This is a genomic window from Streptococcus urinalis 2285-97 (assembly GCF_000188055.2).
GTDB classification, from domain to species: domain Bacteria; phylum Bacillota; class Bacilli; order Lactobacillales; family Streptococcaceae; genus Streptococcus; species Streptococcus urinalis.
Genome location: NZ_AEUZ02000001.1, coordinates 1,592,940 through 1,610,167, shown reverse-complemented (window position 1 = coordinate 1,610,167; position 17,228 = coordinate 1,592,940). Strand labels below are relative to the sequence as shown.

Here is a 17,228-nt window from a genome sequence, read left to right as displayed (position 1 = left end):
ATGATGACGATTCAAGAACTACAACCAAAGCTTTTTGAGACATTTACTAATATTATCCAATCTGGACGCTTAAATCATGCTTATCTTTTCTCAGGTGATTTTGCTAGTTTAGATATGGCTATATATATTGCTAAAAGCATTTTTTGTCAGTCCAAACTTAATGATTTACCGTGTCAGACTTGTCGAGTGTGTAGGCTTATTGATAAAGGGGAGTTTCCTGATTTAAAAATAATTGAACCTTCAGGACAAATTATTAAAACTGAAGTTATCAAAGAAGTCATGAAAGACTTCACAAAAACTGGACTTGAGGGTGAGAAACAAGTTTTTATTATACGTGATTGTGACAAAATGCATATCAATGCTGCCAACAGTCTCTTAAAATACATCGAAGAACCTCAAAGTCAGTCTTATATTTTTTTATTGACAAGTGATGACAATAAAGTTCTTCCAACAATAAAAAGTAGAACACAAGTTTTTCATTTCCCCAAAAACAGATCAGTCTTACTTGAATATGCATTACAAAAAGGACTTTTAAAAACTCAAGCTGATATTTTAGTTGAAATCTCTAAAGATCCTAAAGATTTAGAAAAAAAATTAGATTCAAAGGCATCACAATTAATTCAAACTTGTCAAAAATGGGTAGCACTTCTAAAAAGAGACTCAGATCAAGCATACTTAGAAATTTCAAAACTAGTTCAACAAGCAACAGATAAGTTTGAACAAGAAATGGTGTTTCAGATTTTAATGATTATTTTTTCTAAGCAGATAGAAGGAAACGAAGATTTGATTTGGATAGAAAAAATTTACAATGCTCAACAAATGTGGATGAACTATGTGAGTTTTCAAAATGCACTTGAATATATGATTTTATCTTGACTATTATATCAGTATGATTTTCAATCAATTAATTTAGAAGCTACCCTATAAAATAAAAAGGAGGTTGAGACCTTTGGATAAAAGAGATATGTTTGATGCATTTGATGGTTTATCTCAAAATTTATTAGTTACTTTAGCAGACATTGAAGCATTAAAAAAACAAGTGCAATCTTTAGTAGAGGAAAATACGACACTTCGACTTGAAAACATGAAATTAAGAGATCGACTTAGTCGTCATGATCATGAAAATCATGTTAAGGTCTCACCGGGTCAGGGTAAGGTTCACTTAGAGGGCATCTATGACGAAGGTTTTCATATTTGCAACGATTTTTATGGGCAACGCCGTGAGAACGATGAAGACTGTATATTCTGCAGGGAATTATTAGATAGAAAGTAAATCATGCAAATCCAAAAAAGCTTTAAAGACGAAAAGACAAGTGGTTGTCTCTATTTAATACCTACTCCAATTGGGAATCTTCAGGACATGACTTTTAGAAGTGTTGAGACATTAAAGTCAGTTGATTTTATTTGTGCTGAAGATACTAGAAATACAGGTATATTACTCAAACATTTTGATATTAAAACAAAACAAATTAGTTTTCATGAACACAATTCAAAAAGTAAGATTCCAGATTTAATAGATTTGTTAAAGCAAGGATTTGATTTAGCACAAGTATCAGATGCAGGAATGCCCTCTATTTCAGATCCTGGACAAGATTTAGTGAAAGAAGCAGTTAAAGAAGCTATTTCTGTAGTCGCATTACCAGGAGCATCAGCTGGCATTACAGGTTTAATTGCCAGTGGTATTATGCCACAGCCACATATTTTTTATGGTTTTTTGCCACGAAAAAAAGGACAACAAATAGATTTTTTTACGTCAAAGAAACATTATGAAGAAACACAGATTTTCTATGAATCACCATTTAGAGTTCTAGACACTTTAGAAAATATGATCTCAGTTTACGGTGATCGTCAAATATGTTTGGTTAGGGAATTAACGAAAGTCTTCGAAGAGTATCAAAGAGGCTCCATTTCAGAACTGATTACTTATCTGCATGAAAATACTCTGAAAGGTGAATGCCTTATTATTGTTGAGGGATTTACAAAACAAGAAGTTGATGACAAAGAATTATTATCAGAAATAGACATAAAAGATTTGGTCAGTGATTTGATTGATCAGGGTCTAAAACCAAATCAAGCAATTAAGCAAGTTGCAAAAAACTATAAACTTAACAGACAAGATGTGTATACTATCTTTCATGACATAAACTAAAAAAGATTGTGTTTTTCACAATCTTTTTTAGTTTATTTTAGTGCCATGAACAGCAGTAACTTTTGTTTTTTTTACTAAATCATTACAATTTTCAGCAGTTACGCCACCACCAAGCATGAGTTCAATGCGACCATCTGCATAATTAATAAGGTCATTTAAATGATCAATGTTATTAAAAATGTCATTTTTTTCATCTGATCCATGCAATAGAATACGCGTAAATCCGTATTCAATCAATTCATCAATTGCTTCTTTTTGATGAGTTTTTGGAATAGAATCAAATGCCATGTGAAAGACTAAAGGCAATCCTTTAGTAGCTGGTAATAAAAATTGAATACCATCATGATCTAGTAAATTTTCTTTCGTTAGTAAGCCTAGTACAAGGTAATCAGTTTCAAGTTCCACAGCTTGAAGGATATCTTCTTCCATAACTCTTAATTCAAGATCATTATAAACAAAATTGCCACCACGGGGTCTAATCATAGTTGCCACGGTGATATTCTTTTCATGTAAGTGTCGTGCTGCTTCTTTAATAACACCGTAAGAAGGTGTGGTTCCACCAACAGCTAAGTTATCACATAGTTCCACACGTTGAACTTTTTCAGAAGTTAGGGAAAAAAGTTCGGTTAAGTTTTCAGCACAAAATTCTTTGATAAACATATTGTCTCCTTTATTAAATCTATTGTAACATGAAAAACGAATTTGATTGACTGAATTACCTGAAAATTCTTTACAAAAAGAATAATATCTTGTATAATCTCTATAATTATACGGAGGTGTTGATATGACAATTTATAATTTCTCTGCAGGTCCTGCAGTATTGCCAAAACCTGTGCTATTACAGGCACAAAGTGAATTACTTGATTACCAATCAACTGGCATGAGTGTACTAGAAATGTCGCACCGATCCAAAGCTTTTGATGATATTATAAAATCTGCTGAATCATTATTAAGAGAATTGATGGCTATCCCTAATAATTATAAAGTTTTATTTTTACAAGGCGGTGCTTCAACTCAATTTACGATGATACCACTAAACCTTGCAAAAGGAAAAAAAGCTTATTATTGCGTTGCAGGTTCTTGAGGTAAAAAAGCCTATACAGAAGCTGTAAAGTTATCTAAAACAGTTTCATTTGAACCTATTCTATTAGCTTCATCTGAAGAAAATCACTTTAATCACATACCAAAATTTGAAGCTTCTCAGATAGATCCAGAAGCTGCTTATGTGCATATAACGACGAATAACACTATTGAAGGAACAGCAATTTATGATTTACCAGATACTAATGGGGTACCTATTGTAGCTGATATGTCTTCAAATATTTTAGCGGTAAGGTATCAAGTTGAACAATTTGGCATGATTTATGCTGGTGCTCAAAAGAACATTGGTCCTGCAGGTGTTACAGTTGTTATTATTAGAGATGATTTGTTAAATCAAGAACCCACTTTATCAAGTATGCTAGATTATAAGATTCAAGCTGATGCGCAGTCTCTTTACAATACACCACCTGCATATAGTATTTATATTGCAAAATTAGTCTTTGAGTGGGTTAAAGAACTTGGTGGTCTAGATAAAATGGAAGACTATAATCGTGAGAAATCTCATTTACTTTATGATTATATTGATCAATCTGACTTTTATTCAAATCCAGTTGTCGACCTCAAAGATCGTTCTCTTGCAAATATTCCATTTGTAACGCCTTCAAAGGAATTAGATATTAAATTTGTTGAGGAAGCAGACCAACATGGCTTCAAAAATATCAAAGGACATAGAAGTGTCGGTGGTATGAGAGCAAGCTTATACAATGCCTTTCCAAGACAAGGTGTCCTTGATCTCATTAATTTTATGCAATCATTTGAATCTAAAAACAAATAGGAGACTACAATGGAAATAAGATTAGCATTTCCAAATGAAATTAACCAGATAATGGAAATTATTGAAGAAGCTAGACAGACTATTGCAGCCTATGGCAGTGACCAATGGCAAGATGGTTATCCTAATGCTCAAGTCATTGAAGAAGATATCTTAAAAGGCCAAGGCTATGTTGCCATTGTTGAAGAAACAATTGTTGCTTACTGTGCTGCTATTTTTGGTAATGAAGAAGCTTATAATCATATTTATGATGGGAAGTGGCAAACAGGTAATAAAGAATACCTAACTTTTCATAGAATAGCTGTTTCACAAAAGTGGCAAGGTAAGCATATTGCACTAACCTTTTTACAAGGTTTGATAGAAAGTCTGGACTTTGATGATTTTAGATGTGATACACATGAACTTAACAAAGGGATGCAAACATTATTATCAAAACTTGGTTTTGTGTATTGTGGTAAAGTACCTTTATCTGGTGTCCGTCTTGCTTATCAAAAACAAAAGCAATCATTTGAAAATGCTACTTATCAAGAAGTCCCTGAAAATACTTACTAAAAAAGGATATGAAAGGTACTGTTATATGATATAACAGTTATGAAAAATGGTATTTAGCGTAAAAACTTATAACAATATTAATCAAGTTGGCTTAAAAGAATTAGGAAATCATTTTCAAATTGATGGCTCTTTAGCTGAAAATCCCGATGCTTATATTATACGCAGTCAAAATTTACATGATGTTACTTTCCCACCTGCATTAAAAGCAATTGCTAGAGCAGGTGCAGGAACCAATAATATTCCAATTGCGTCTGCAACTGAGCAAGGGATTGTCGTTTTTAATACACCCGGGGCGAATGCAAATGCCGTTAAAGAAGCTGTTTTAGCTGCTATTTTACTCTCGGCAAGAGATTACATTTCTGCAAATCAATGGACAAATCAATTGTCTGGTCAAGACATTCCAAAACAAATTGAAGCTGGAAAAAAACAGTTTGCAGGTAATAAAATAAGTGGAAAAACACTTGGTGTTATTGGACTTGGAGCTATCGGCGCACGTATTGCTAATGATGCTTATCGACTAGGTATGAAAGTGTATGGCTATGATCCATATGTCTCAATTGAAACAGCTTGGAATATTTCAAGTCATGTCAAACGTGTTGCGGATATAAAGACAATCTTTGAGTCATGTGATTACATTACAATTCACGTTACTTTAACAGACGATATAAAAGAAATCTTTAATAAGGATGCTTTTAAAGATATGACTAAAGGAACAACCATCATTAATTTTGCGCGTGCTGAATTAGTTGACAACACGGCATTATTTGATGCTATAGAGACTGATGTTGTCAAACGTTACATCACTGATTTTGGGACAGAAGATTTGCTCAATAAAGACCACGTTACTGTATTTCCACATGTTGGAGGTTCAACCCAAGAAGCGGAATTGAATTGTGCTATTATGGCAACTCAAACAATCAAACGCTTTTTAGAAACTGGTGAAATTACCAATGCTGTTAATTTTCCAAACGTTCATCAAATACAAACTGCGCCTTACCGAATCACATTAATCAATAAAAATGTTCCTAATATTGTAGCGAAAATATCAACAGCTGTTTCAGATTTGGGTATTAATATTGATAATATCATCAATCGTTCAAAAGGTAATTTTGCCTATACATTATTAGATTTGGATGAAGATGATTTTTCTAAAATTGAAGCTTTGGTAAAGCAATTTGAAGACAGTGATAATATTGTACGTGTTCGGTTAATCAAAAAATAACGAAAAAATGTTATGGATTGCAATTCATAACATTTTTATTATAATGAATTTATGTATTATAAATCTTATTATAAATCCCCACTTGGGCAAATATCAATCATATGTGATGATAGCTCACTTTGTGGGTTATACTTTCATGATCAAAAATATTATGAAAAAGGCTTTGAAAATAGTGATCTTGTTGAAGATGAAACAGCGATTCATAAAGTGGTTAAATTAGCTTTAGATGATTATTTTCTTGGTGATGACAGAACCCTAAAAAACATTTCTATAAAGCCTAAGGGGACCCCTTTTCAAGAAAAGGTTTGGTATGCTCTAAAAGATATTTCTTTTGGTCATACGACCACCTATGGGGAGTTAGCAAAAAAAATGAATTGTCAATCTGCTCAGGCAGTTGGAGGAGCAATTGGAAGAAATCCCATTGCTATTGTCATTCCTTGTCATAGAGTTCTTGGGAAAAATGGGGAACTTACAGGTTATGTAGCTGGTGTGGATTGTAAAAAATGGCTTCTAAATCATGAAAAAGAGGAGAAAAAAGATGATTACTTTTTATGAGTATCCGAAATGCAGTACTTGCCAAAGAGCAAAAAAAGAACTGAAACAGTATGTTTCAAACTTTGAAACAATTGATATAAAAACAAATCCACCAAAAGATGAACTTTTGAAAACCTGGATGAATCAAGGCGATTTTACGCTCAAAAATTTTTTTAACACGAGTGGTAATCGTTATAAATCACTTGGACTAAAAGATAAAATAGATAGTTTGACTATTGATCAAGCTGCTGACATGTTATCAAAAGACGGTATGTTAATCAAACGACCACTTTTGATTAAAGATGGAACATTAGTGCAAATTGGTGCTAGGAAATCTTATCAGACTTTATTTGAATCTTAAAAAAAGAAGGTATAACCCTTCTTTTTTTAGTTTAGATATTTACTGGCTTCTCTTATACTAAGTGGTGCTAATTGAGATTTGTGCTCCTTGATAAAATTCCTGACCCATTCAGGATTTGTCTTTGAATAATCTCTCAAGCTCCATCCTATTGCTTTATTAATAAAAAATTCTTGACTTCCAAAATTTTGACAGATAATTAGTGCTAGAAGTTCAGTATCTGTTTTGTCTTTTGCACCTAATTGATGGTCAATTGCTATCCGTCGTAACCAAAAATCATCAGAATGAGACAAATCAATCATAAATTCTTTAATTCTTGGATCATTGATTCGACCTAGAATACGGTCGAAATGGTCAATAGTATCCCACCATTGATTTGTTTTGGCAAAAGACAATAGGTGTGGAATATCTTCATAGATCAATAGTTTTTGACAACCTTTAAGGTAATCACATACAAAATAATGCATTTCACGTTTTGGACTCTGCCAAGCTTTATCTAAAAGTTGCCAATCAATGATTTTAGACTTTTTGGCTTCTTTTATAATATCTTTGTAAATTAGTCTACGTTCAGGTGTTTTGATACCATAAAAAGAGAAAAGATTCCTCATGTAAGCAGACATTTGTTTAGCTTTATCAGCATCTGAAACATTTTCAAAACGCTTTTCTAATAATGTAAATAGATGTTCGTTCATATATTTGTTCTAATCAGATTAAAACTCAAGATTTATTTCAAGTAAAATAGGAGTGTGATCCTGACGATCTCCAGAATGTATCATTTCTGATTTTGTAATTAACTCGCTGACACGATTAGAAGTCAACCAGTAATCAATACGCCATCCTGTGTTATTAATCTTACTTGTTTTGCTACGTTGAGCCCACCATGAATAGACATTAGGGACATCTCCATGAACATATCTAAAGCTATCAGTGAATCCTCCTTCAAGAAGACTAGTGAAGCCTTGTCTTTCTTCATCGGTAAATCCTGCTGAACGGCGGTTACTAGCAGGGTTTGCGAGATCAATTTCTTTATGGGCGACATTGTAGTCACCAGTTGCTAAAACAGGTTTTTGTTTGTCTAGAGAAATAAGATACTCTTTGTATTTTTCGTCCCAAATTTGTCTATCTGCCAATCTTTTAAGCCCATCTCCAGCATTTGGAGTGTAGACTTGTGTGATGAAAACATTGTCAAATTCAAGTGTAATAATACGACCTTCAGCATCCATTGTTGTTGGTGCTTTAATTTCTGGGAAGGTTATTTTTGGTTCAAGCTCTTTTTTGTATAAGAACATTGTACCGGCATAACCTTTTCTGGCAGGTTCTACAGAAGAACGCCATACATTACTATAATCAGGGAAGTATGAAAGAAGAACTTCTAAATGTTTTTTGGTAGGTCCGTTAGCAGATAATTTTGTTTCTTGAATAGCAATGACATCAGCATTTTCTTTTGCAATGGTTTCTATGACTGCACGTGAAAGTAGTGCACGTGGAGATTCGGCTGTTAGCGCCGCATTTAGGGAATCAATATTCCAAGAGATTAATTTCATATGAATCACTTTCTTCGTTTTTTTCTCATTGTAACAAAAAATAGTTTGACATGCTAATTTGTCGTATTTAAAGTTGTTATAAAAGAAGATCAACGATCTCCTTTTATTTTTTTCGAGCTAGTAAGGTTGCAAATTGTAAAGCAATAGGCTCCCCGTTTTCATCAAGTCTATGAAGATGACCTAAATTTTCGTTGTATTTAATAATGTCCCAGTCTTGATAATAGTCTTTAAGCTCACCTTCTTTAAAGGTAAATGAAAATGGCATGTGACATGGGTATTTTTCAGTATCCATAGCACAAACAATTAAATTCAGCCCATTTTTTTTGGTTTGATTTTTCATATTTGAAATAATAGCTGGAATCTTATCTGCATTTAGGAACATCATCACAACAGTTGAAATAATAGCATCATATTGACCATGTAAATTGGCTTGATTGATATCATAAGTTCTGACAGCATAGGGTAAATCTTCATTTAGAGCAATATGTTCTAATTTTTCAAGACTATCATGATTGAGGTCAACAGAAACGACATCATGTCCAAGTAAAGAAAGATATAGAGAATTTCGTCCAGGGCCAGAACCGAGGTCTAATATCTGGCTCGATGTCGTCAGAAGAGGTGTCATCTCAAGTACTTCTGAGTGTGTTCGGCCAATCTGATATTTCTTTTCAAAATAGTCTTCTCTTAAGCAATAGAAGGTTAAAAAACATTCTAAATCATCACTTTCAGGAACAATTCTGTGCCAAATATCATGACCAATAAAAGGTGTTTCTGTTTCTGGTGTGAAGACATCAGTGTGTAGGATATCACCTTCAGAATTTAAGGTTAAAAAACTTAGTTTTCCTGATATTATGGTTAACTTTGCCCAAGTGCCCTCTTTAGTATTATGCTTTTGTTGAACAGCACTTGGTAAACTTTCTTTAGTCCAAATTGGAAGCATTTTATAAGGAATGAGTTGCTTGGATGAAACTATCATTTATTTTCCTCGCCATAACTTTTAGTTTTATGTGACTTATATAAAAATAGTATCATATTTCAAGAAAATTACCTAGTTAAGTAATATATTTTATAAAATAGTCTATGATGGTTGCTATATTATTCATCTTGTGATAAACTACTTTTAGTTTTGGAGGATTACCCAAGTCCGGCTGAAGGGAACGGTCTTGAAAACCGTCAGGCGTGTAAAAGCGTGCGTGGGTTCGAATCCCACATCCTCCTTAAAAAAGAAAGGGTCGCTTTAGCGACTCTTTTTTTGTTAATCTAAAATGGTAAGTGAATTGTTAAATTGAATTAGCCTGTCATTTATAAAAGAGAATGTGGTATAATGTCAATTGTTACTAATATCAAGTTAACTATCCTTCATAGTGAACGACGATAAAAAATATGGGTTTCATTAGCCCCGAAAGGAATTTTATGTCTACTAAAAAACCATTCTATATTACAACTCCTATTTACTATCCATCTGGAAAGTTACATATTGGTTCAGCTTACACAACGATTGCCTGTGATGTGTTGGCAAGATATAAACGTATGATGAATCATGATGTCTTTTACTTAACAGGACTTGACGAACATGGTCAAAAAATTCAAACAAAAGCTGAAGAAGCTGGGATTTCGCCACAAGCCTATGTTGATGAAATGGCTAAAGAAGTAAAAGAGCTATGGTCATTATTAGACATTTCATACGATAAATTTATTAGAACTACAGATAACTACCATGAAGAAGTCGTGGCACAAGTATTTGAAAAACTATTAGCGCAAGATGATATTTACCTTGGGGAATACTCAGGTTGGTACTCTGTATCTGACGAAGAATTTTTCACTGAAAGTCAATTAGATGAAGTTTTTCGTGATGAATCTGGTAATGTTACAGGTGGTATTGCACCATCTGGACATGAAGTTGAGTGGGTTTCAGAAGAGTCTTATTTCTTACGCTTAGGGAAGTACGCAGACCGTTTGGTCGCTTTCTTTAATGAACATCCAGAATTCATTCAACCTGATGGTCGTATGAATGAAATTGTAAAAAATTTCATTGAACCTGGTCTAGAAGATTTAGCAGTGTCAAGAACATCTTTTACTTGGGGTGTTAAAGTACCATCAAATCCAAAACATGTTGTCTATGTATGGATTGATGCACTACTTAATTACGCGACTGCACTTGGCTACGGACAAGAAAATGATGCCAATTTTGATAAGTTTTGGAATGGAACAGTATTCCATATAGTAGGAAAAGATATTCTTCGCTTCCATTCAATATACTGGCCAATCATGCTAATGATGTTAGATATGAAATTACCTGAAAGACTTATTGCACATGGTTGGTTTGTGATGAAAGATGGCAAGATGTCTAAATCAAAAGGGAATGTTGTTTACCCAGAAATGCTTGTAGAACGTTTTGGACTAGATCCACTTAGATATTATCTCATGCGTTCATTGCCGGTAGGTTCTGATGGAACTTTTACACCAGAAGATTACGTTGGTCGCATCAATTATGAACTTGCTAATGATTTGGGAAATCTTTTAAACCGAACTGTAGCAATGGTTAATAAATATTTTGATGGAAAAGTACCAGCATATAAAGAAAATGTAACAGACTTTGATCAAGAATTAGCGCAAACTGTTGAAGCAAATATCAATGAATACTATAAACAAATGGATGCCGTTGATTACCCACGAGCTCTTGAGGCAGTGTGGACAATCATTTCACGAACAAATAAATATATTGATGAAACGACACCTTGGGTCTTGGCAAAAGATGACTCTCGTCTAGAAGAATTAGAATCTGTCATGTCACATTTAGTAGCAAGTTTACGTGTTGTTGCTCATTTAATACAACCTTTCATGATGTCAACATCAAATGCCATCATGGAACAATTAGGATTAAAAGGTCAATTTGATCTTGAAAATCTATCATTAGCTGGACTACCTAATGACATAACCGTAGTCACCAAAGGAAAACCAATATTCCCAAGATTAGATATGGATGAAGAAATACAATATATCAAATCACAAATGGAAAGTGGTTCAAAAAACCAAGTGAGTGATTCCAAAGAAGAGTGGCTTCCAGAAAATGTCACACTAACTTCTTCAAAAGAAGAAATTAAATTTGAAACATTTGATGCAGCAGAAATTAGAGTTGCTGAAGTAAAAGCTGTTTCAAAAGTAGAAGGTTCTGATAAATTATTATGCTTTAAATTAGATGCTGGAGATTCTGATGATCGCCAAATCTTATCTGGAATTGCTAAATTTTATCCTAATGAACAAGAGTTAGTTGGTCAAAAATTACAAATTGTTGCAAATTTAAAACCACGTAAAATGATGAAAAAATACATTAGTCAAGGGATGATTTTGTCAGCTGAATTTGATGGTAAATTAAACGTTTTAACAGTTGATCAATCCATACCAAATGGTTCAATAATTGGTTAATTTAAGAAAGGAGTTTTATTTGACTCCTTTTTTCTATCTTACAAACTATTAATTTGTTATAATATTAATGCTGAATTTAATCAATAAGGAAATAAAATGACATTAATACAATTAAGTAAAGAGGATTATGCATCCTCCTTATCTACATTTAAAGAAGTATCCTTCACTCAAACGACTCAGATGGCAAGTCTTTTGGAAAAAAGAGGTTTTGAGATTACATACTTAGGCTATCAAGTTGATAATGAAGTAAAAGTTGCTGGTTTTTTATACAGTAAGGCCATGACAGGTGGTTTGCATATGGAGATGAACACAGGTCCAGCATTCAAAGACAAAGCCTTTCTTAAACCATTTTTTGAAAGTTTAAAATCCTATGCTAAATCCAATAAGGCACTCGAATTGATTATCAAACCAGATAATAATTATCAAACCTTTGATACTAATGGTAATCCCAATGATGATCAAGATGATGACTTTATTGAAATGATGAAAAAATTAGGTTATCACCACGATGGACTACAAACTGGTTATCCAGGTGGGGAGCCTAATTGGCATTATGTAAAAGATTTATCTGGATTAACATCAGAAACGTTACGTAAATCTTATAGTAAAAAAGGACGTCCTTTAGCTAATAAAGCTTCATCATTTGGAATTCAAATTCGTCAATTAAAGCGTGAAGAATTATCACTGTTTAAAGAAATCACATCTTCAACATCAGAACGAAGAGATTATTCTGATAAATCACTTGATTACTATGAAGATTTTTACGATAGTTTTGAGGATAACTGTGAATTTGTTGTAGCAAGTATTCATTTAAAAGATTATTTAAGTCATTTGAATCAAAGTAAACATGAAATTGTGACTGAATTAAACCAGCTAAATGAAAAAATTGCACAAGGTGTTAATTCAGCTAAAGTAAATAAACAAAAAGCGCAATTAGAAAAGCAATTATCAACCTTTGAGACCAGAATTTCTGAAGCAAATGATATGATAGATAAACATGGTGAAGAAGATGTTGTCATGGCTGGAAGCTTGTTTATCTACACACCTCATGAAGCAGTGTATCTTTTTAGCGGTTCTTATACGGAATTCAATAGATTTTATGCACCAGTCGTGTTGCAAGAACGTGTCATGACAAAAGCATTGGAAAAAGGTATCCCTTTTTATAATTTCTTAGGGATTCAAGGTGTTTTTGATGGTTCAGATGGGGTATTGAGATTTAAACAGAATTTTAATGGTTATGTTGTTGAAAAACCAGGTAAATTTAGATATTACCCATCACCATTAAAATATAAAGCCATTCAAACCGTTAAAAGACTATTAAGAAGATTCTAGTTGAATTAAGAGCATTTTTGCTCTTTTTTTGTTATACTAAAAACAATGTTTGGCGAGGAGTTTATAGGTGTTAGAGAAGAAAAATACAAAATTTAAATGGATAGTTGCTAATGCTTCTCAAGGAGAAGATATGACTTATCTGAGAGATAAACTTGGGATTGATAGTGAAATTTTGTCATATGCTTCTGATAAAAATGAATTATCTCATTTAGAGTATGATCGGATAACTGGACAGTTAGTTGTCATTTATAATGTTTTAGATATTACCAAGCAAGATTTTCATTATCAGACAAGTCCTATGACTTTTTTTGTCAATCAAAATCAAATAGTAAGTATTTTTAACGAAAAAAATGCTTACATTATTGAACAATTAGATCATTTATTTCGTAAGCAAGAGGATTTAAGTTTATTTCAATTTTTATTTATCGCACTCTTTACGATTTCTAAAAATTATTTTCCAACAGTTGAATCTCTTAATCAAGAACGAAATCGTTTAAATCATTTATTACGGCAACGGACCAGTAAAAAAGAATTGCTTGAATTATCTGATTTACAAACTGGACTTGTTTATTTGGTTTCAGCTAGTAAGCAAAACACACTTTTATTAAATCAATTAAAAAGTCAGCCTTTGATGTCTAAATTGACTGAAGATGAAAAAGAGCAGCTTGAAGATGCGGTAATTGAAGCTAGACAGTTACTTGAAATGACACAGTTGTCGTCTCAAGTATTAGGTCAATTAGATGATGCTTATAATAATATTCTAAATAATGAGCTAAACGATACCATGAAAATTTTAACACTCTTATCCATTTTATTAACAGTACCTGATATGGTAACAGGTTTTTTTGGGATAAATGTTCCATTACCTAGTATTTTAACAAAAACTCCATTAGGATGGTTAATTGTCATAGGAATTGCAGTAGTTCTCTGGTTTGTTATGGCTGCGATATTGAGTTTTTTGATGGATTATCGTCGAAAATAAAGACTTGCTATAATTAGCAAGTCTTTTTATGATTACGCTGCATCATCTAATTCCTCATCTTCTTGAGGATGTTCAACTGGTTGATTTTCGTCTTCATTTGTGACTTCATTAGTATTGGTGTTACTAATAAGTCCCCCGTGTTGGTAATCAATATCAAAACCTTCAGCACTATTTGAAACTCTTACAGACTCATCAATTTTACCATCTGATGATAATGCAGAAACCAGAACAGAACGTGGGATTAGTTCAGTATCTGTGTATTCTGGTGTAACGCTATAAAAAACATGAATCTTCGGATTTTTTTAACATATGATAATACTTTTTTCTCAATATATTGCATACCACCTTTATGTGTTCCAACATTTTGCATCTGTGTTCCGGTAATAACATTATTTCTAAATGATCTACCACCTAAACTATCAGCGAACAAATGACTTTTAACAAATAAATGAGTGGTGTAGTCTTGACCTTTTTTATTTTTGAGTGTAACTTCAACATTGTTGGAAACTTTTTTCACATGACTCTTGTGTTCTTCATATTCTTTTTCGGAAATGCGCTTATTACCGTCACGTGTGTAGTAACTATACCAACCACTTGGAAATGGATTCTTTTCCCAAGGTTCTCTTGTCCCTTTTGACATTTGAATCATATCGTTGGTAACGATACCGTAAGCTCTTTGTGATCGTTTGTAACCATCTAAATCAGAATAATGAATATCTCTGATACGGTCACTCTATTTTTGCTCGTACCGTTATGTTTATAAACTTTTTCAGTCGTTGTGTAAAGTTGTGGAAATTCTGATTTGTTGATTTGAGATGGCCCGATGACTGTATAGTAATCTTTATATTGACCATATTGGATAACTGCATTTTCATCAGCATTAACCTTATCTTGAGAGATTGTCGAAATTGCACCAATCATGGTTAATGTTAAGCTGGCGGTAAATAAGTGTTATAGAAATGTTTTTCCCAAATGTTTTGACATAATAATTCCCCTTAATCTTAAAAATCCTAAAAATGAATTGACATGAAATTACGATACCGACATAATCATTCCTCTTTTTAATTATATTATAATGATAACGCTTAAAATAAATAAAAGATAGTAAAAAGATTAAAACAAAATAAGAAAGAATAATTAAGCACATTTGGAAGAAATCTTTAATCTTAGAAAAATGGTATAATAGATTTAAAAAATGACGAGGAGAGAAATGGTATGACTTTTGAAGAAATTTTACCTGCTTTAAAAGATAAACGTAAATTTGTCAGAACAGGTTGGAATGGCGCTGAGAACTTCGTCCAATTATTTGATAGTATTAACGTGAATGGTGAATCATTAGACGTAACGCCTTATTTCTTAATAAATGTCTCTGGTGAGGGGGAGGGGTATTCAATGTGGTCCCCAACTCCTTGTGATATACTTGCCACAGATTGGGTAGAAGTTATATGACTTTAAAAAAGGCTTTAGTTACTGGAGTTGCTTCTGGTATTGGAAAATCACAGGCAATACAACTTGCTCAAAATGGTTTTGATGTTTATGGTGTAGATAAAAATCCAGTATTAGATTTACCTGATGCGATTCACTTTCTTCAGTTAGATTTAAATCATAACTTATCTATCTTATTTGAATGGTTACCTGAAGTTTCAGTTTTATGCAATACTGCTGGAATATTAGATGAGTACAAACCTCTTCTGGAAATGCCATTTACAGATTTTGAAAATATGATGTCTACTAATGTTTATACTGTTTTCAAAACGATACAGTACTATCTACCAAAAATGATTTCAAAACAAGAAGGTATCATTATCAATATGTGTTCTATTGCCAGCTTTTTAGCAGGTGGAGGTGGTGCAGCCTATACAACTTCAAAGCATGCTCTTGCTGGATTGACAAAACAGATTGCACTTGATTATGCTGCCGATGGGATACAAGTTTTTGGAATAGCGCCAGGTGCTGTTAGAACGGGGATGACAGCATCTGATTTTGAACCTGGTGGATTAGCCGAATGGGTGGCTGATCAGACGCCTATAAAACGATGGATTATGCCAGATGAAATAGCAGAATTAACATTATTTTTGGCTTCGGGTAAAGCAAGTGCCTTACAAGGTGAAATTATTAAAGTAGACGGTGGTTGGAGCCTAAAATAACGTTTTAAAATAAAGGAATTTATCTATGAAATTAGCAATTATCGGGACGGGTAAAATCGTACACGAAGTTTTACCCGTTTTAAAAAAAATAGAAGGCATTGAATTAGCAGCAATTGTTTCAACAAAAAGAAGTATTGAACAAGCAAATGAGCTAGCGCAATCATTTCAAATTGATTTTGCTACGGATTCACTTGACAAAGTACTAGACAGTCCAGAGGTGGATACAGTCTATGTTGCAGTACCAAATCATCTTCATTTTGAAACAGCAAAAAGGGCACTTCTTGCTGGAAAACATGTTATTTGTGAAAAACCTTTTACACTTGAAGCTTATGAGTTAGATCAGTTAATATCGATTGCTACTGAAAACCAATTAATACTTTTAGAGGCCATTACTAATCAGTACTTGGGAAATTTTAAATATATCAAAGAAAATCTTGGTAAACTTGGTGAGATAAAGATTGTTGAATGTAATTATTCCCAATATTCATCACGTTATGATGCCTTCAAAAAAGGTGAAATTGCACCAGCATTTGATGCGACAAAAGGAGGCGGAGCCCTAAGAGATCTGAATATTTATAATATTCATCTCATGGTGGGTCTTTTTGGGAAACCTAAGACAGTTCACTATTTAGCTAATATTGAAAAACAAGTAGATACATCAGGAATTTTAGTACTAGACTATGACCAATTTAAGGCTGTTTGTATTGGTGCCAAAGATTGTAGTGCTGAAGTGAAATCAACTATTCAAGGGAATAAAGGGTCATTAGCTATTTTGGGTCCGACAAATGAGATACCAGAGCTACGAGAGATTTTAAATAGTGGCAATGAAACGATTGTTCAAGAAAATCAACCTCAACATCGAATGTATGAAGAATTCCTAGTTTTTGAAGAGATAATCTCTCACCATGATTTTGATAAGGCTTCTAAAGCTTTAGAACATAGTAAAATTGTAATGGATGTCTTAGATCAAGCTGTAAAATCCATGTCAAAAAGAAGTTAGATTCTGATCTAACTTCTTTTAGTTCTCCCATCATATCAGCAATTTCGTCTAAAATATGGTATAATAAGTGGCGAATTTATTATAGAAAAGATTGTTTGTAACGGAAAGG

General features: G+C 33.0%; 19 protein-coding genes, 1 tRNA gene and 1 pseudogene. 15 read left to right on the top strand and 6 right to left on the bottom strand.

What is annotated here, in order from left to right; genetic code table 11:
• The first annotated feature begins 3 nt into the window (after nucleotides 1-3).
• From STRUR_RS08220 to rsmI, 3 genes are all read left to right on the top strand, one after another.
• Nucleotides 4-876 carry a DNA polymerase III subunit delta' gene (locus tag STRUR_RS08220; RefSeq protein ID WP_196792588.1) on the top strand — a complete coding sequence of 291 codons (873 nt, stop codon included), beginning with the start codon at nucleotides 4-6 and terminating at the stop codon, nucleotides 874-876.
• A gap of 88 nt (nucleotides 877-964) precedes the next feature.
• A complete protein-coding gene (gene yabA / locus STRUR_RS08215) occupies nucleotides 965-1,273 on the top strand; it encodes a DNA replication initiation control protein YabA (protein WP_406874641.1) in 309 nt (102 codons plus the stop codon).
• Between the two features lie 3 nt (nucleotides 1,274-1,276).
• Nucleotides 1,277-2,149 (top strand): 16S rRNA (cytidine(1402)-2'-O)-methyltransferase, encoded by an 873-nt coding sequence (gene rsmI, locus STRUR_RS08210; protein ID WP_006739726.1) that lies wholly within the window; start codon nucleotides 1,277-1,279, stop codon nucleotides 2,147-2,149.
• 27 nt (nucleotides 2,150-2,176) lie between these two features.
• On the opposite strand, the gene STRUR_RS08205 is transcribed toward rsmI, so the two are convergent.
• The gene (locus tag STRUR_RS08205) at nucleotides 2,177-2,809 is read right to left on the bottom strand and encodes a copper homeostasis protein CutC (protein ID WP_006738872.1); all 633 of its coding nucleotides are present in this window, start codon (nucleotides 2,807-2,809) and stop codon (nucleotides 2,177-2,179) included.
• A gap of 124 nt (nucleotides 2,810-2,933) precedes the next feature.
• Here STRUR_RS08205 and serC point away from each other — a divergent pair.
• The 5 genes and pseudogenes from serC (at nucleotide 2,934) to STRUR_RS08180 (ending at nucleotide 6,691) form a co-directional block, all read left to right on the top strand.
• Nucleotides 2,934-4,025 (top strand): annotated as a pseudogene (serC, locus tag STRUR_RS08200) (3-phosphoserine/phosphohydroxythreonine transaminase).
• Between the two features lie 9 nt (nucleotides 4,026-4,034).
• A complete protein-coding gene (locus STRUR_RS08195) occupies nucleotides 4,035-4,574 on the top strand; it encodes a GNAT family N-acetyltransferase (protein ID WP_006739342.1) in 540 nt (179 codons plus the stop codon).
• A 46-nt stretch (nucleotides 4,575-4,620) separates the two neighbouring features.
• Nucleotides 4,621-5,796, top strand: a complete 1,176-nt coding sequence (locus tag STRUR_RS08190) for a 3-phosphoglycerate dehydrogenase family protein (protein WP_006739801.1) — start codon at nucleotides 4,621-4,623, stop codon at nucleotides 5,794-5,796.
• Between the two features lie 51 nt (nucleotides 5,797-5,847).
• Nucleotides 5,848-6,351 (top strand): methylated-DNA--[protein]-cysteine S-methyltransferase, encoded by a 504-nt coding sequence (locus tag STRUR_RS08185; protein WP_006739614.1) that lies wholly within the window; start codon nucleotides 5,848-5,850, stop codon nucleotides 6,349-6,351.
• Nucleotides 6,335-6,691: an arsenate reductase family protein gene (locus STRUR_RS08180; protein WP_006738874.1), complete on the top strand. Its 357-nt coding sequence runs from the start codon at nucleotides 6,335-6,337 to the stop codon at nucleotides 6,689-6,691. The genes STRUR_RS08185 and STRUR_RS08180 overlap by 17 nt, the downstream gene beginning before the upstream one ends.
• 26 nt (nucleotides 6,692-6,717) lie before the next feature.
• Here the strand turns inward: STRUR_RS08180 and STRUR_RS08175 are convergent, their stop codons facing one another.
• From STRUR_RS08175 to tehB, 3 genes are all read right to left on the bottom strand, one after another.
• Complete coding sequence (locus STRUR_RS08175; protein WP_006740278.1) at nucleotides 6,718-7,380, bottom strand: DNA alkylation repair protein; 663 nt, start codon at nucleotides 7,378-7,380, stop codon at nucleotides 6,718-6,720.
• A gap of 18 nt (nucleotides 7,381-7,398) precedes the next feature.
• Complete coding sequence (locus STRUR_RS08170) at nucleotides 7,399-8,232, bottom strand: exodeoxyribonuclease III (RefSeq protein ID WP_006739890.1); 834 nt, start codon at nucleotides 8,230-8,232, stop codon at nucleotides 7,399-7,401.
• Between the two features lie 103 nt (nucleotides 8,233-8,335).
• A complete protein-coding gene (gene tehB / locus STRUR_RS08165) occupies nucleotides 8,336-9,205 on the bottom strand; it encodes an SAM-dependent methyltransferase TehB (protein WP_196792589.1) in 870 nt (289 codons plus the stop codon).
• Between the two features lie 155 nt (nucleotides 9,206-9,360).
• Between tehB and STRUR_RS08160 the strand changes: the two genes are divergently transcribed.
• From STRUR_RS08160 to STRUR_RS08145, 4 genes are all read left to right on the top strand, one after another.
• Nucleotides 9,361-9,450 (top strand) — tRNA-Ser (locus STRUR_RS08160).
• Between the two features lie 195 nt (nucleotides 9,451-9,645).
• On the top strand, nucleotides 9,646-11,658 hold the full coding sequence (gene metG / locus STRUR_RS08155; RefSeq protein WP_006738460.1) for a methionine--tRNA ligase: 2,013 nt from the start codon (nucleotides 9,646-9,648) through the stop codon (nucleotides 11,656-11,658).
• Between the two features lie 96 nt (nucleotides 11,659-11,754).
• The gene (locus STRUR_RS08150; protein ID WP_006740213.1) at nucleotides 11,755-12,990 is read left to right on the top strand and encodes an aminoacyltransferase; all 1,236 of its coding nucleotides are present in this window, start codon (nucleotides 11,755-11,757) and stop codon (nucleotides 12,988-12,990) included.
• A 67-nt stretch (nucleotides 12,991-13,057) separates the two neighbouring features.
• Nucleotides 13,058-13,972, top strand: a complete 915-nt coding sequence (locus STRUR_RS08145; RefSeq protein WP_006739643.1) for a magnesium transporter CorA family protein — start codon at nucleotides 13,058-13,060, stop codon at nucleotides 13,970-13,972.
• A gap of 241 nt (nucleotides 13,973-14,213) precedes the next feature.
• On the opposite strand, the gene STRUR_RS11915 is transcribed toward STRUR_RS08145, so the two are convergent.
• Nucleotides 14,214-14,612 carry a DNA/RNA non-specific endonuclease gene (locus STRUR_RS11915; protein ID WP_231288906.1) on the bottom strand — a complete coding sequence of 133 codons (399 nt, stop codon included), beginning with the start codon at nucleotides 14,610-14,612 and terminating at the stop codon, nucleotides 14,214-14,216.
• A gap of 56 nt (nucleotides 14,613-14,668) precedes the next feature.
• Nucleotides 14,669-14,893, bottom strand: coding sequence for a DNA/RNA non-specific endonuclease (locus tag STRUR_RS11910; RefSeq protein WP_006739460.1), 225 nt, complete (start codon nucleotides 14,891-14,893; stop codon nucleotides 14,669-14,671).
• 294 nt (nucleotides 14,894-15,187) lie between these two features.
• Here STRUR_RS11910 and STRUR_RS08130 point away from each other — a divergent pair, with 294 nt between their 5' ends.
• The 3 genes from STRUR_RS08130 to STRUR_RS08120 are packed head-to-tail and all read left to right on the top strand — an operon-like array spanning nucleotide 15,188 to nucleotide 17,119.
• Nucleotides 15,188-15,421, top strand: a complete 234-nt coding sequence (locus STRUR_RS08130; protein ID WP_006739140.1) for a DUF2829 domain-containing protein — start codon at nucleotides 15,188-15,190, stop codon at nucleotides 15,419-15,421.
• Nucleotides 15,418-16,119 carry a 3-oxoacyl-ACP reductase gene (locus STRUR_RS08125; RefSeq protein ID WP_006739310.1) on the top strand — a complete coding sequence of 234 codons (702 nt, stop codon included), beginning with the start codon at nucleotides 15,418-15,420 and terminating at the stop codon, nucleotides 16,117-16,119. The genes STRUR_RS08130 and STRUR_RS08125 overlap by 4 nt, the downstream gene beginning before the upstream one ends.
• A 25-nt stretch (nucleotides 16,120-16,144) precedes the next feature.
• Nucleotides 16,145-17,119: a Gfo/Idh/MocA family protein gene (locus tag STRUR_RS08120; RefSeq protein WP_006738631.1), complete on the top strand. Its 975-nt coding sequence runs from the start codon at nucleotides 16,145-16,147 to the stop codon at nucleotides 17,117-17,119.
• Nucleotides 17,120-17,228 lie beyond the last annotated feature (109 nt).

Coding starts and splice junctions, on each gene's coding strand:
- STRUR_RS08120 (WP_006738631.1), top strand. CDS start 16,145: ATGAAATTAGCAATTATCGGGACGGGTAAAATCGTACACGAAGTTTTA.
- STRUR_RS08125 (WP_006739310.1), top strand. CDS start 15,418: ATGACTTTAAAAAAGGCTTTAGTTACTGGAGTTGCTTCTGGTATTGGA.
- rsmI (WP_006739726.1), top strand. CDS start 1,277: ATGCAAATCCAAAAAAGCTTTAAAGACGAAAAGACAAGTGGTTGTCTC.
- STRUR_RS08220 (WP_196792588.1), top strand. CDS start 4: ATGACGATTCAAGAACTACAACCAAAGCTTTTTGAGACATTTACTAAT.
- STRUR_RS08190 (WP_006739801.1), top strand. CDS start 4,621: ATGGTATTTAGCGTAAAAACTTATAACAATATTAATCAAGTTGGCTTA.
- STRUR_RS11910 (WP_006739460.1), bottom strand. CDS start 14,893: ATGATTGGTGCAATTTCGACAATCTCTCAAGATAAGGTTAATGCTGAT.
- STRUR_RS08180 (WP_006738874.1), top strand. CDS start 6,335: ATGATTACTTTTTATGAGTATCCGAAATGCAGTACTTGCCAAAGAGCA.
- STRUR_RS08150 (WP_006740213.1), top strand. CDS start 11,755: ATGACATTAATACAATTAAGTAAAGAGGATTATGCATCCTCCTTATCT.
- STRUR_RS11915 (WP_231288906.1), bottom strand. CDS start 14,612: ATGTCAAAAGGGACAAGAGAACCTTGGGAAAAGAATCCATTTCCAAGT.
- STRUR_RS08130 (WP_006739140.1), top strand. CDS start 15,188: ATGACTTTTGAAGAAATTTTACCTGCTTTAAAAGATAAACGTAAATTT.
- STRUR_RS08170 (WP_006739890.1), bottom strand. CDS start 8,232: ATGAAATTAATCTCTTGGAATATTGATTCCCTAAATGCGGCGCTAACA.
- STRUR_RS08175 (WP_006740278.1), bottom strand. CDS start 7,380: ATGAACGAACATCTATTTACATTATTAGAAAAGCGTTTTGAAAATGTT.
- yabA (WP_406874641.1), top strand. CDS start 965: ATGTTTGATGCATTTGATGGTTTATCTCAAAATTTATTAGTTACTTTA.
- STRUR_RS08205 (WP_006738872.1), bottom strand. CDS start 2,809: ATGTTTATCAAAGAATTTTGTGCTGAAAACTTAACCGAACTTTTTTCC.
- metG (WP_006738460.1), top strand. CDS start 9,646: ATGTCTACTAAAAAACCATTCTATATTACAACTCCTATTTACTATCCA.
- STRUR_RS08195 (WP_006739342.1), top strand. CDS start 4,035: ATGGAAATAAGATTAGCATTTCCAAATGAAATTAACCAGATAATGGAA.
- STRUR_RS08185 (WP_006739614.1), top strand. CDS start 5,848: ATGTATTATAAATCTTATTATAAATCCCCACTTGGGCAAATATCAATC.